Annotated in this window: 7 protein-coding genes; 2 read left to right on the top strand and 5 right to left on the bottom strand. The window is 50.3% G+C overall.

From position 1 onward, the window contains the following. The first annotated feature begins 7 nt into the window (after positions 1 to 7). On the top strand, positions 8 to 1,027 hold the full coding sequence (locus tag FPE01S_RS12155; RefSeq protein WP_046369252.1) for a glycosylasparaginase: 1,020 nt from the start codon (positions 8 to 10) through the stop codon (positions 1,025 to 1,027). Positions 1,028 to 1,030: 3 nt separating this feature from the next. Beyond that, positions 1,031 to 1,870: a hypothetical protein gene (locus FPE01S_RS12150; RefSeq protein WP_046369251.1), complete on the top strand. Its 840-nt coding sequence runs from the start codon at positions 1,031 to 1,033 to the stop codon at positions 1,868 to 1,870. Here FPE01S_RS12150 and FPE01S_RS12145 read toward each other — a convergent pair. From FPE01S_RS12145 to FPE01S_RS12125, 5 genes are all read right to left on the bottom strand, one after another. Beyond that, entirely contained in the window at positions 1,864 to 5,115 is a 3,252-nt protein-coding gene (locus FPE01S_RS12145) for a VCBS repeat-containing protein (RefSeq protein ID WP_046369250.1), read from the bottom strand. The two genes, FPE01S_RS12150 and FPE01S_RS12145, sit on opposite strands and share 7 nt — an antisense overlap. Beyond that, a complete protein-coding gene (locus FPE01S_RS12140; RefSeq protein WP_046369249.1) occupies positions 5,112 to 8,423 on the bottom strand; it encodes a VCBS repeat-containing protein in 3,312 nt (1,103 codons plus the stop codon). Before FPE01S_RS12140 ends, FPE01S_RS12145 begins: the two co-directional genes overlap by 4 nt. Positions 8,424 to 8,486: 63 nt before the next feature. Beyond that, positions 8,487 to 10,124: a RagB/SusD family nutrient uptake outer membrane protein gene (locus FPE01S_RS12135; protein WP_052955732.1), complete on the bottom strand. Its 1,638-nt coding sequence runs from the start codon at positions 10,122 to 10,124 to the stop codon at positions 8,487 to 8,489. A gap of 31 nt (positions 10,125 to 10,155) precedes the next feature. Then, positions 10,156 to 13,131 carry a SusC/RagA family TonB-linked outer membrane protein gene (locus FPE01S_RS12130; protein WP_046369248.1) on the bottom strand — a complete coding sequence of 992 codons (2,976 nt, stop codon included), beginning with the start codon at positions 13,129 to 13,131 and terminating at the stop codon, positions 10,156 to 10,158. Positions 13,132 to 13,359: 228 nt separating this feature from the next. After that, positions 13,360 to 13,821, bottom strand: coding sequence for an Lrp/AsnC family transcriptional regulator (locus tag FPE01S_RS12125; RefSeq protein ID WP_046369247.1), 462 nt, complete (start codon positions 13,819 to 13,821; stop codon positions 13,360 to 13,362). Positions 13,822 to 13,967 lie beyond the last annotated feature (146 nt).

The raw sequence follows: 13,967 nt of genomic DNA, 5'->3' as shown, positions 1-13,967 counted from the left end.
ACCGATAATGGTCAACCGACGAAAATTCATCCAGCAGTCCATTACCGGATCTGCAGGCCTTTTGGCAGGAAATACTATGCTTGCAGCAACTAAAGCTGTTTCCGGCAGCGCCGTGTTTCCCATCGTCATTTCCACGTGGGATTTTGGCCGGGAGGCTAATGAAGGCGCCTGGGCCGTACTAGCAAAAGGCGGCCGGGCAGTAGATGCCGTAGAAGCGGGTGTAAGAGTAACTGAAGCAGCGGGGAATAACTTTACTGTTGGTCTTGGCGGACTACCGGACCGGGATGGCCGCGTGACATTGGATGCCTGCATCATGGACGACAAGTATGGTTGCGGATCGGTGATGTGCCTTGAAAACATCCTGCACCCTGTCTCTGTTGCCCGGTTGGTGATGGATAAGACACCACACATTATCCTGGTGGGAGAAGGCGCGCAGGCATTTGCATTGGCCAATGGATTCAAAAAAGTTGACCTGTTGACACCGGCGTCCAAAAAAGCCTGGAAAGAATGGTTAAAGACATCTAAATATGAGCCGGTCATCAATATTGAAAACAAGATGAATAGCGGGAAGGATAGTCTTCCCGGCCGTAAATACAATCATGACACCATTGGCATGCTGGCAATTGACCAGCAGGGTAATGTAAGCGGCGCCTGTACCACCAGCGGAATGGCGTTCAAAATGCAGGGACGGGTTGGCGACTCCCCGGTTATCGGGGCAGGCTTATATGTAGACAATGAAATTGGCGGCGCCACAGCAACCGGTGTTGGCGAAGAGGTTATCAGGATTGCGGGTGCGCACCTGATCGTGGAACTCATGCGACAGGGATTTACGCCGCAACAGGCGTGCAGGGAAGCTGTGGAAAGAATCGTAAAACGCAGTCCCGCAAAAGCAAAAGAAATGCAGGTAGGATTTCTCGCGTTGAATAAACAGGGTGTTCATGGTGCCTTTTGTCTCCAGGAGGGATTTTCCTATGCTGTTAAATCTGCGAGCGAAACGCAAATGCATACCGGGCAGCACTATTTTTGATCTATGAAGAAAGGCTGGATCCGATGGGCGCTCCTGGCAATCGTAATCATTGCGTCAATTGCTGCGGCCTTTTTTCTGACTGACAGTCGTGAACAGGTCATCTCCATAAACGCAACACCATTCGACGTGATGCAAAAGCTGACAGACAGCAACAGTTATCACTTGTGGCTTCCGGAAAAATTCAACCACCAGGTTACATTGCGACAAGTTTCCGCATCAACGGTAGTGTTAAGTACGTACGATAACCAGGACAGTATTCACTATACATTTGAGATTATCCCGGTAACCCGCGATCACGCCTGTGAGGTAAAAATTGCCGGATCACCGGAAAAGCAGACTTTATACAAACTGAAGGCCCTGATGGAAGACCCGGCCTGGCGATATGGCTTTGAAATCAGGCCTGTGGCTGTTTCCGACTCGCTGATCCTTACCCTGCAGCGCGTTGGCCAACGGGAGAAAAGTGACAGCATCGCCAATGTTTTATCGCAAAGCCTGTACAAGACCCTGAAGCAGTTGCCGGGGGAAGAAATGCCAGGCTATTGTTTTGTCAGCAAGGTCAGCTTAGCCAATGGCCTGGTGGAAACTGCGGTTGGCGTTCCGGTTAAAAAGCGCCCGGCACAAGCAGGTGAATCGAAGGTGTTGGCATTACCATCACGGGGAAAATTATTGGTAGGCAAAAGCAGTCTTGAAAAAAAATCATCCCTGCAGCAGGCATTGAACAACTATATATATGATCAGCGTATGAAAAGGGTGGCGGTGGTCATGGATAAATTTCCGGTACGGGATGGTGCAATCATCAGGGATCCGAAACAGGAGCTGGAAGTGATCGTACCTGTTTATTGAAACACCCTTATCCGGCTGTTGTTTTGCGCTACCAGGTATAAAGATCCCCGGCTGCTGCGTAATTTTTGAATATCCCGCGTTTCACCAGGATTTAACAACCCACTTGCCGCAGGTGACCAGGCATCAAAGCGAAGGGAAGCTCTCCCCAGTAGTATGAAACCCCAGTTCGCATCGTACCGGCCCTCATAAGGGCTTGAACCATAAAAATTCCCTCCGGGGATCAGGTCTGTTCTGCCATCTGCGTTTATGTCGTCGACAAGGAAGGAAAAGACCGGAGACAGCTGTGCTTCCCAGGGCAGATCAATGGAATAGAAATTCATGTTACCGTCATTCCTGAAGATCGCGGATGCCAGCGTTTCGGTTTTCAGCACCAATGCGTCTTTCAACCAGTCACCAAAAGCTTCCTTCACATTTTTTCCGGCATAATCACGGTAATACAAAAACCTGCGTTTGATCAGGGGCAGTTGGGTTTCGAGTTCATCCTTCCCCCAAAAACTGAATTCCCCTTTGGCATTGCTGTAAGTCAGCAACTGGTCTGTCCTGCCATTCTGATCAAAGTCCTTCACATACAATTTCAGGGGATATTCCTGGCTTGCGCGGAGTTTGCTGTTGGTACCAAAATTCCCGGCAATAATGTCAAGATCCCCGTCGCCATCAGGATCAGCCAGCTGCAGGCACTGCCAGAGGCCTTCACTATGGGGAAAGGAAAACTTTTCAAACCTGTTCCCCTTATTAATGAAACAGGTTACCGGCATCCATTCCCCCGCCACTACCAGGTCTGGTTTTTTATCACCATTGAGATCTCCCCAAACTGCACCGGTGACCATCCCCAGGTCATTCAACGGTATTACAGATTCTTCTGCCTTACTAAAATGCCCCTTACCGTCGTTGATCAACAAGTAGCTGGAAACAGGTTTTCCGTAGGCCTTTGCATCAGCCAGCACGCCGACAAAAATATCTGTATCGCCATCGCCATCAGGATCACCGGTGGCAATAACCGATTTATTTTCCAACAACGGCGGCAGCCCATTGCTCCTTGTGAACCTGCCTGTCTTTGCCTGAAGATAGAGGCGATCGGCCAGGCTGCTATCCCCCGTCCATTTTTCATTACCGCCCGAAGCTATGTACAGGTCGGGTAGCCCGTCTCCATTAGCATCGAGCCATATCGCAGCCACTTCATCGGTAGCCGGCAAATAGCCGGCATCAATTTCTTTTTTGATCCAGCCGCCGCTATGATTACTCACAAACAATGCTCCTGCTTTGCCGGCAGCACCACATACATAAAAATCATCCCATCCGTCGTTATTAATATCGGCGACTGCCAATTTTGGCCCCCGGTCAGAAAGTTCATGCGGAATCAGGCGCTGGACGCTGAAGTCAGTAAAGGAATTCTCGTGATGTGCCCAGGGAATTGTAATGCTGTCCGTTACATCAGTAAAGCGTTTCAATGGCGATTCTTTTTTTCGGAAATGTTCCGGCACATGACCTTTTTGCAACACCAGGTGCTGGCCGGCGTTGATGCCGGTGAAAAGCTGAGTGGACTGATCGGGCCAGACGATCCGCAAGCTATCGACCAAGGGAGCTGCAATTCCGAAATGCAGCAATGGCGCTACTGACGATTGGAACCCGCGTGTACACATCAGCTGCTGGTATTGCATTTTCCCATTTTGCCATAGCCACACCTTCGCCCCCACTCCCATCCTATTGGCAGCGCTTGTGTCGCGCAGGGAAATTTGCAGCCAATGCCCTGTTGCGATATTGTTTTTGTATACAACAGCCGGTGCAAAACTATTGTTGGTTACCAGGTCGAGCGTACCGTTGTTATCAAGATCGGCATATATCGCCCCGGCGCTATATCCCGCTGCTGTGAGACCAGCCACCTGGCTGATATTGTCGAATGTGTTACCGCCCTGGTTCCTGAACAGGTAGTTGTGTACGGCGCCATCGGGCATCCGGGAAATGGCTGCACTATCCAACTGCCTTGTCTGACCCATTGTCCGCTGCACAAGATTGTCAGAAATGTATCGCATATAATCCAGGTCAACCGGCCTGTGCCTGATCCCATTGGATATGAAAAGATCTTTCCAGCCATCATTGTCGAAATCAGCAAACAGGGGACTCCAGCTCCAGTCTGTAGCTGAAACGCCTGCCATCAGTGAGGCATCACTGAAAGCAACCCCATTGCCCAGGTTGACCTGCAAGGCATTCCTGGAGTATTGCGGCTGATAGCCATTCCTTTCAATGGTCAGCCTGTAGATATCCAGCGATTCACCACTACTATAGGTTTTCAGGTAGGCTTCTTCTTCCGGGAGCATGTCCACCGTAATGATGTCCGGGGCGCCATCATTGTTGAAATCGCCAATATCATTGCCCATACTGAACCGGGAATAATGCGCAAAATGCCGGGAGCCTTCTTCGGTAAAATGCCCGTTCCCATCGTTATGATAATAATAGTCGTTCTCATGGAAATCATTGCCGATATAGAGATCATCCCAGCCATCGCCATCGATATCGCTAACTGCTACTCCCAGGCCGTATCCGAGCACACTGGAATAGATCCCTGCCAAAGCAGTGATATCCCTGAATACATGGTTGTCGTTGCGGAAAAACCTGTCGCCTGCTTTACCGCCGGGCATTCTTCGCAGCGAAGTATCTGCCAGGCGCTCAACGGAATGGTCTGACTGGGTAAGCAGGTAGCAATCCAGGTCGCCGTCGTGATCATAATCAAAAAAGGCAGCCTGCGTGGAGTAACCTTCGAAATCGAGTCCGTAGGCCTTGGCCTGGTCGGTGAAGTGCGCAGTACCATCGTTAATGTAAAGCTGGTTACGACCTTCCAATCCCAGCTTACCGCTTACGGCACAAACATAAATATCCAGCCAGCCATCACCGTTAACATCAACCATGGTAACACCGGAGTGCCAGCTCGCTGTACCAGCTACACCCGCCTGATCCGTAATGTCTTCAAACCGGAAATTGCCTTTATTCCGATAGAGTTTATTGCTGTGTCCGTTGTTAGCTGTAAAGTACAGGTCGATCAGTCCGTCGTTATCAATGTCCCCTGCAGCCACACCGCCGCCATTGTAATAATACAGGTAATCGAGGAAATTAAGACCGTTTGAATGGTTGGGTATGTTCACAAAAGAAATACCCGTGAGGCCCGGTGAAAGCGTTTCAAACGCAGCGCGCGGTTCCGCCTTACAACCGGCCAGCATCAGCAATATCCATAGTGCGACAAATATTCTCATGGTCGTATTTCATAAAACTGGAGTGCCTCATTATTTCGGGCCACGAGAACAGCTGCGCCTTTTTTCGTGCTGATGACTTTCAGATCCCGGATCTCGCCGGTTGGTTTAAACCCCGATTGAACTGCCGGCAAATAACTGAACCTGCGGTTGCCAGCATTCATCAACACTACGCCTTCGCTCGCATCGTACCTCCCGGTTTCGGGTTTCAGCCCGTAACAATTTCCACCTAAAAGGATATCAGGTTTTCCATCATTATTGATGTCTTTCACCACGGCCCGATACATTGCAGAAAACTGGACTTCTGCAGGGAGTGGCTGCGCTTCAAAATGGCCGGGGCTGACCTGGTACCATATCATTGACCTGGTTTCGTCTACGGTAAACGTCAGTGCATTTTTGCGTTGCTCGGGAGTCAGCACTTCCTCAATGGTTTTACCGGCATAGTCAGCGTAATAGAGAAATTTCTTTTTGAAGGATGGCAATTGCATCACCAGGTCGCCGCGAAGCGGATAGGGATAGGATCGGTTGTCAGATTTATAATATGCCGGCAAACATTCTTCCTGGCCATTCTTATCAAAGTCTCCGACAAAAAGGCGGGCAGGGTGTTTATTGTCGGCACGGATCTTTGAATTCTGCCCCTGGTTCAGGGCGATGAGATCCGGCAATCCATTGCCATCGAGGTCAGCAACAGCCAATCCATTCCACCAGCCGGATGACGTTGGCAAACTGTCATACCGCTGTAAGCGACCGCCCTCGTAGCGGAACAAACTGATGGGCATCCAGTCGCCCGCTACTACCAATACTGGTGCCTTGCCTGGTACCAGGGAGACCCAAAGTGCTGAGGTTACCATACCCATTTGCTGCAGTTGCGGCGCCTGGGTTGCTGTCACATCAGCGAACTGGCCGTTGCCTCTATTCTTCAGTAAGCGGGATGTGGGCCTCGCACCATAAATACCCGGGATGCTTCGCGCACCGATAAAAAGGTCCGTCAGGCCATCGCCGTCAACATCCCCCGCGGTAATGCAGGAACCATTGAGCGATACAGCGGGCCAGCCTGCAAATGCTTTTTCAAAACCACCTTTGCCATTATTCAGGTAAAGGCGAACCTGTTGATTAAGGTGTCCGTCGGGCCATTGGTTGCCTCCTGACACCAGCACCAAATCAAGATCTCCGTCGTTGTCAGCATCTATACTGGCAACCCCGGTTGTCTCAAAATTTCTGTCCTGAATGAATGCCGGGATGGTCTCCGGTCTGAATCGGCCATCTGGTGTTTGCAGGTAAATTTTAGCGGTGTCACCGGCAGCATTCCCCAGGAAAAAATCTTCGAGACCGTCGCCATTCAGGTCAACTGTTGCCAATGGCGGACCTTCTGCCGAAAGCATTTTCGGTATTAATCGTTCACGGTTAAAATCATTGAAATTGTTTTCGTGGTGGATGGGTACCGGGTGAAGGCGTTCGTTCGCCTGGACAAGAGGTGTTGAAACTGCCGGTTCAGGTGAAAGTTGCTGCGCCGATGCGAGTTCCTGCTTCAATACGATATGCTGGTTGGCCTTGACATGATACAGTGTTTGCCGGCGCTGATCAGGCCAGCGCACCACCAGACTATCTACAACCGTTGCACTATCCAGCCCGAACAGGAGTTTCGGTTCTACCGATGACTGGAATCCGCGGCAGGCAAAATTCTCCATAACCTGCTGCTGGCCCCCGGTGTATACCTGAACGCGCGCACCGATCCCGAAACGATTGAGTGTGTCACCTTCCAATGTAATGCCGAGATAGTTGCCCATGTGTCTTTCGCTGGTTTCATTCCGGTAGATAAAAGCAGGCATGTTTACATTATTCACCACCAGGTCGAGGTCACCATCACCGTCAAGGTCACCGTATGCCGCACCATTGCTGAAGGAGGGCGTCGCGAGCCCCATATGTGCCGCCTCGTTGCTGAACTTCATCGTCTTGCGGTTGAGGAATGCATAATTGGGGATGGGTGTGCTTTTCAGCTTTTGCAAAAAATCGGTATAACTGAATCCGTTGGTCATGGCATGCATGCGGATATCAGCGGCGCTGTAGAAGTCCAGGAAATCCTGGTCAGTCAGATCTTTGCTGATGCCATTACAAACGAAGATATCTTTCCACCCGTCATTGTTGAAGTCGAAACTCAGGGCGCCCCAGCTCCAGTCGGTAGCTTCTACGCCGGCATAGGCTGCGATCTCTTTAAAAGTGCCGTCGCCGTTATTGAGTTGAAGGCAATTCGCCTGGAACTGGTGGTGGAAATCGTTGTGCAGTTTGGCATTATACACATCATAGTCATCAAACCGGGAGGTGGTTTTAAGGCGAAAGTCGCCTTCAGGGAGCATATCGGTGGTAAAGATGTCAAGATTACCATCGTTATTGATATCCATCACATCGCTTCCCATGGAAGCCAGGCTGGTGTGGCCGGTGGATTCGATGATGGATTCCTTAAACGTACCATTGCGCTGGTTGATGTAGAGGTAGTCGCGTTCAAAAAAATCATTCGACACATAGAAATCCGGCCAGCCATCATTATTAAAATCCGCCAGGCTAACTCCTAGTCCGAAAGCGATCTCGCTGCCATAAATGCCGGCCGCTTCACTGACATCCGTAAAATGACCTTCATCGTTGCGCAGTAGCCGGTGGCCCCCGCTCCTGCTGCGGATATGGCGGATACGTTTGTCGTAGCCGAAGCTTTCAATCGGGCGGAAACTGTTGTTGAGGATAAAGCAATCGAGATCGCCATCGAGGTCGAAATCAAAGAACGCCGCCTGTGTGCCGATACCGTCATCATCGAGTCCGTAAGCGGCGGCACATTCTTTGAACCGGCCATCTTTCAGGTTAAGGTATAATTCATTACGGCGGAAATTCCCGGCAACGTCACCACTGTTGCAGACATAAATGTCCAGCCAGCCATCCGCATTGATGTCAATCATGGTCACGCCAGTGTGCCATTTGTTGATTCCCCGTACCCCGGCAGATTCGGTAATATCCTCGAATTGCCAATTACCTTTGTTCAGGTACAGCGCATTATGCTGCTGGTTGGCGGTAAAGAAGAGATCCGGCTTCCCGTCGTTGTTCACATCGCCGATCGCTACGCCCGCACCATTGTAAAAATTGCGGAAATTAAGAATGTTGACTGAAGCGCTGTCTTTCACCGTGTTGATAAACCCGATGCCTGTTTCCGAAGCTGGCAGCAGCGTAAACAGGTCTTTACAGGGATCATTCTCCCTGCTTCCGGAACAGGCAACCAGGCAGGAAAGGGCCAGGCACAAAACCAGGGTATGGTTAATACATTTCATGGCGACACAACAAAGTAAAAAAAGCAGCGAATCACCGCTGCTTTTTCTTTTTCACGAAAACAATCAAAACGGAGGGTATCCGGGATTCTGAACCAGGTTAGGGTTTGCCTGATGTTCTGCCAGCGGGATGGGGAAAATCTCCAGGTGCCGGTCGGCAGGATCCTGCGCTTTGGCGGGAACCCTGGCATTTCCAAATGTACCGAACCGGATGATGTCCGTACGGCGATGGTCTTCCCAGGAAAGTTCCCTGGCCCTTTCAGCGAGCATATTGGTCAGCGTCAGTTGTGCCATCGTCCACAATTTCGTCTGATCGCCGTTGTAAGCCCTGGAACGTACCAGGTTAACGGCATTGAGATCGTCATCACTTGCATCCCCATTGCGCATCGATGCTTCCGCACGCATCAGGAGCACATCAGCCAGGCGGTACAGCGGAAAATCATTGTTCATGGAAGTCGTTACACCTTTGTTCGGGAAGAATTTGATGTTGCGTACACCTGCCAAACGGAAAGTATCCGCGGGGTTGTTGATCTCTTTTACATCAGGATAAAAAGACAGCAATTTGCCCGTACCCACATCAACCAGTTTTTTGGAAGGATCATCACTGGCCACGAGCATGTCTTTGTTCGGCGGGTAAGTAATGATTTCATTGAATTGCTGGCCGATCAGGTATTGACCACTGCGCTGGTCGAGGAAGGTGCGGTAGGTATTGCCGGCGCGTTTGGAATAGGTGGAAGTAGTATCGAAATTGCTGTAGAATTCTGCATTGGAACAATAGCCGTTCCATCCGCCGCCAGGCACACCTGTATTGGGTCCGTTGTTGTAATGCAGCGTCTGCATCTGGATATTGTTGCCGCCGATATTGGCCCTGTCGAACGGCACTACGAAGATGTTTTCTGTAGAAGCAGTATTGTTCTCGGAGAAGTTGTCGTAGAAGTTTGCCATCAGGGTATATTTTCCGCTGTTGATCACGGAATCACACATCGCCCTGGCTTCCGCCCAGCGCGGCGTATTGACATACACCTGGGAGTTGAGGTACAACTTGGCCAGCACGGTGAACGCCAGGTAACGGGTAGCGCGGCCGTAGGTGGTTGCACCCACTGTGGTCGAAAGGAAAGCTTTGTTGTCCAGCAGTTCTTTTTCCACGAAATCGTAAACATCCTTCCGCGGACTGTTCGTAACAGTGTTGGGATTGGTATTGAAGTCGACCACCAGCGGAACATTACCGTAGAGGTCCATCGCCCAGTAATAGTACAATGCGCGAACTGTTTTCAGCTCTGCATTGATGGATGCCAGGTTTTCCGGTGCCGGGCTGAGGCCGTTAACAATGCTGAGAATAAAATTGATCTGGCTGATACCGCGGTAAAGATCAGGCCAGGTATTTACCACTGCTTCTGTTTCCGCATGCCAGGTATGGGTCCACATTTCGATGTGCTGTCCGGCAGCAAGCCAGTCGGCACCACGGGCTGGTGTGAGTTGTCCATCGCCGGAATGCTCCATCAGGTTCTGGAATTCACCAGAAGGAATCTGGGAAAGGTTGGCGTAGGCGGGTGCCACACCGGCGGCAATCTGTTCAGGCGTGTTCCAGAAATTCTGATTGGGAACAACGCTATATACTTTTTCATCCAGCTTGGTACATGCTGATAACCCCAGCATTGCGGCCATTGCCAGTGAAAAGGTAGTATTGGTGATGATGCTTTTCATATGCGCTTAGTTTATGATAAGGGCCAATGGTTTATTTCAGGGACAGGTTTATACCGAGGGTGAGGGTGCGTGAGCGTGGATAGAATCCGAGACCCGACACATTCGCATCGATATAGGACTGCACGCTGTTGCCATTTGCGATTTCAGGATCCTGTCCTGTGTAGTTCGTGATCACGAACAGGTTGGTACCGGTGAGGTACAGTCGCAAACTTTCAAAAGCGCCCACTTCGCCGAAAGTGTATGACAATGTGGCATTGTCGAGCCGCATGAACCCGGCATCTTCCAGCCAGTAATCAGAGGCTGTCTGAGATCCGCGGATCCCGTTGGTCAGGCCCTGTTTAGTGATGTTGTTACCCGGCAGGCGGCTCAGGTTGCTGGTGATGTTCTGGTAATTGTTGAACACTTTCTGTCCCGATACGCCCCGCAGGAAGAAATTGAATCCCCATTTTCCGTAGGCCATCGTGGAGTTAATGCCGTAATTGAAATTCTGGCTGGGGTCGATATACTTTTTACGGGCTGCAGTAACGGAATAGGTCAGTTCGCCGTTCTCATCATAGTACTGCTGATTGCTCTGTGTGGTAGGATCGATCTCTTTTGATACCCCGGCAAACTCCGGCAGGTAGAACACATAGGGGGCATAGCCTACTTTCAGGAAGGTGATGTAGTTGTTCGCATATCCTCTTCCGGTAGCCTGCCCCATCCGCACGTCATCGGTTTTGATATCCAGGCCGGCAAAAGAGCCTGACAGGCTGGTGATCCTGGTTTTGCTGAAGGTGATCTGGCCGCCGATGTTCCACTGGAATTTCTTGCCGCGGGTAACATCTGCATTCAGTTGAATTTCCACGCCCTTGTTCGTCAGTTCGCCTACGTTGGCCAGGATGGTATTGTAGAAGAATGGCGGGATGGGTACCTGGTAATTGAACAGCAGGTTTTTGGTTTTGTCGTTATACCAGTTGATGTTGCCGGTAAACCGGTTGTCGAACAATCCGAAAGAGAGACCGATATTGGTACCGTGCCTTTCTTCCCATTTCAGATCGGGATTCGCATTCTGGTTGGGCGTATAGGACTGCGGGAAAAGGTAGCTGGGATTTCCGAGATCGAGGTAGCGGGTAGAACCACCGAGTGTCAGCAGCGTATTGTAGGGTGAGATGGCATCCTGGTTACCCACCACGCCATAGCCGGCACTTAGCTTCAGGTCGCTGAGCCAGTAGATCCCCTGCATGAAGGACTCGCCTGAAATGCGCCATGCGGCTGAAACAGCGGGGAATGTACCCCAGCGGTTGTTCTCACCGAATTTGGAAGAACCATCCCGGCGAAGGCTTACTGTAGCATAGTAGCGCTGGTCATAGTTATAGGCTACCCGGCCAAGGAAAGAAATGATCTTGAACTGGTCGCGGTAGGAACCGATCGTATTCAACGCGGGGTTACCGCCCTGCAGGTAATCCACACCAAGGTCGGGTACGAGGAAGTCCTGCCCGCCTGCATTGAAGCGCTGGTTGTTGAATTCGTTGTATTCGTATACCGCGGTGGCAGCAATGTTGTGCCTGCCGAAATCCTTATTGTAATTCAGGTGAACGTCACCTTTTTTGGAATTGAGGTTGCTGTTGGCCTGGCTGCCGGTCGTGATATTGCCGACACCTGGAAGTGTGGGTGTGAAATTCTGCGTCTGAATGTTGTACCGGGAGATAGAACCCAGTACCCCGAGTTTCAAACCACGGATGATTTCATAATCGGCACGGCCCAGGATCTGGGTCAGGTCGTCAACTGCTTTATTGGTTTGCAATTCCTGCCGGGCAACGGGGTTCTGCTGCTCAAAGCCATTGTAAGCATAGTAACTGCCATCAGGATTATAGACGGGGTAAACCGGTGGTGTGGTATTGATATAAGCGAAGATGGCATAGTCGGCATAGTTCCGGTTGTTGTGGTTGTTGAATACCGACACCTGGAGATCCAGTTTATTTTTCATCGCCTTCTGCTGCGCGTTGAAACGCACTGCGAATTGTTCTTTGCCGGTATTGATCACAATGCCTTCCTGGTCCATATAGGAAACAGAAGCGCGGTAATTGAAGCCGCCGGTTCCGCCTGAAACAGCCACATTGTGGCTATGCGTGAAGGCGGTACGGGTAATAGCATCTGCCCAGTCGGTATTGGCACCTTTATCATAGCTGGCAATGGTGGCGGGGTCTACGCCAGCCAGCTGGTTAGCCTGCCGCCATTCGTCTGCATTGGCCAGGTCAAAACCCTTGGCGAGGCGGTCCATAGCAGCGAAACCATTGTATTCTACACGTGTTCTGCCGGCAGTTCCTTTCTTGGTATTGATGATGATCACCCCGTTTGCCCCGCGTGAACCATAGATAGCGGTTGCGGACACGTCTTTGAGGATATCATAGGAAGTGATATCACCCGGTGGTATGGAGGAGATCTGATTGGGATCATCCAACGGAATACCGTCCAATACGATCAGGGGCGTCTGGCCGCCGCTGAGTGAGGTTTGTCCGCGGAGGCGGATAATGGGGTTGGAATTCGGATCACCACCGGCCTGGGTGATGGAAAGGCCGGCGATCTTTCCCTGGATCTGCTGCATAGGATTGACGATAATACCGGAACTGAAATCTTTTGAGCCGATGCTGGCAATGGCCGCAGTGGCGTCACGGCGGCGGACGGTTCCATAACCGACCACTACAACGTCGGAATAGGTTTTGGATTCTGGTGTAAGAACGACAGACACCACCGATTTGCCGGCAATGTCCACTTCCTGTTCGGCATAGCCGACAGAGCTGATCACAAGAAATTTGGTACCTGGTGGTACGCTGATACTAAATGCTCCTTCTGTGTCGGCTGCGACGCCGGCTTTCTGCCCTTTAACGGTAACAGTGGCACCGGACACTGCTTTTCCGTCAGTGTCGGCAATTTTGCCGGTTATGGTTGTCTGGGCAACAAGTCCTGTTACGGAAAGCGACAGGATCAGAAGGAAGAGTACCCGGGGAAGGAACTGTAAACTGATCATAACAATCGTTTTGGTCGGTTAGCGTTTTTTACTGTAAGACCAATTTATGAACTGGTACATACTGGTATACAATATTATCGTTTTTTTACAATTCCCAAAATTTTTCCCTGAAATATTTCTCCGGTAGAATATGCGCATAGCCGGGTACTTTCCGGCATGCGGGTTGCCGGGCAATATTGTACACAAGCGGATCAACAGGAACAGGAACTGCCCGGGGAGGGCGCTCGCTCAGAAGTTAATGTTATGGGTATTTTTGTTTTCGCACATGACGAATGTACTATGTGTGCTGCCGATACTTTTTACTGAACCGAGTTTATTGAAAACAAAATCCTGGTAGTGCTTCATGTCCCTCGCATAAACTTTCAGCAGGAAATCATAGTCCCCCGAAATATTGTAACACTCCACCACTTCCTTCAGTTTCATGATATCCGTTACAAACTGGTGCCCGATACTTTTATCATGTTGCTTCAAGCGGATATTGCAGAAAATGATAAGACCATAGTTGAGCTTTTCCGCATCAATCAGGGCGATATATTTTTTGATATAGCCTGCTGCTTCGAGGCGCTTCACTCTTTCAAAAACGGGAGATGGAGAAAGGTTCACCTTCGCGGCCAGTTCTTTTGTAGTGAGCCGGGAGTCTTCTCCCAGCAAGCGAAGTAATTTCAGATCAATATTGTCTAACTGGTCCATAGAAGAATATTCTTTTTACAAGCTGAATACACTGCCCCGTCAGCACATTATTTTGCAATAATACAGATTAAAAGATATTCTTTCTGTATTTAAGTATTCGCATAGAATTCTATTCCGGCAGGCATAGATTTGTTCCGCTTAAATAA

It is taken from the genome of Flavihumibacter petaseus NBRC 106054 (assembly GCF_000974785.1).
GTDB lineage: Bacteria > Bacteroidota > Bacteroidia > Chitinophagales > Chitinophagaceae > Flavihumibacter > Flavihumibacter petaseus.
This window is presented reverse-complemented; position numbering and strand designations above follow the sequence as displayed.

Excerpts from the sequence above, each read along its gene's own strand:
- FPE01S_RS12155 (WP_046369252.1), top strand. The coding sequence starts at position 8 with ATGGTCAACCGACGAAAATTCATCCAGCAGTCCATTACCGGATCTGCA.
- FPE01S_RS12150 (WP_046369251.1), top strand. The coding sequence starts at position 1,031 with ATGAAGAAAGGCTGGATCCGATGGGCGCTCCTGGCAATCGTAATCATT.
- FPE01S_RS12145 (WP_046369250.1), bottom strand. The coding sequence starts at position 5,115 with ATGAGAATATTTGTCGCACTATGGATATTGCTGATGCTGGCCGGTTGT.
- FPE01S_RS12140 (WP_046369249.1), bottom strand. The coding sequence starts at position 8,423 with ATGAAATGTATTAACCATACCCTGGTTTTGTGCCTGGCCCTTTCCTGC.
- FPE01S_RS12135 (WP_052955732.1), bottom strand. The coding sequence starts at position 10,124 with ATGAAAAGCATCATCACCAATACTACCTTTTCACTGGCAATGGCCGCA.
- FPE01S_RS12130 (WP_046369248.1), bottom strand. The coding sequence starts at position 13,131 with ATGATCAGTTTACAGTTCCTTCCCCGGGTACTCTTCCTTCTGATCCTG.
- FPE01S_RS12125 (WP_046369247.1), bottom strand. The coding sequence starts at position 13,821 with ATGGACCAGTTAGACAATATTGATCTGAAATTACTTCGCTTGCTGGGA.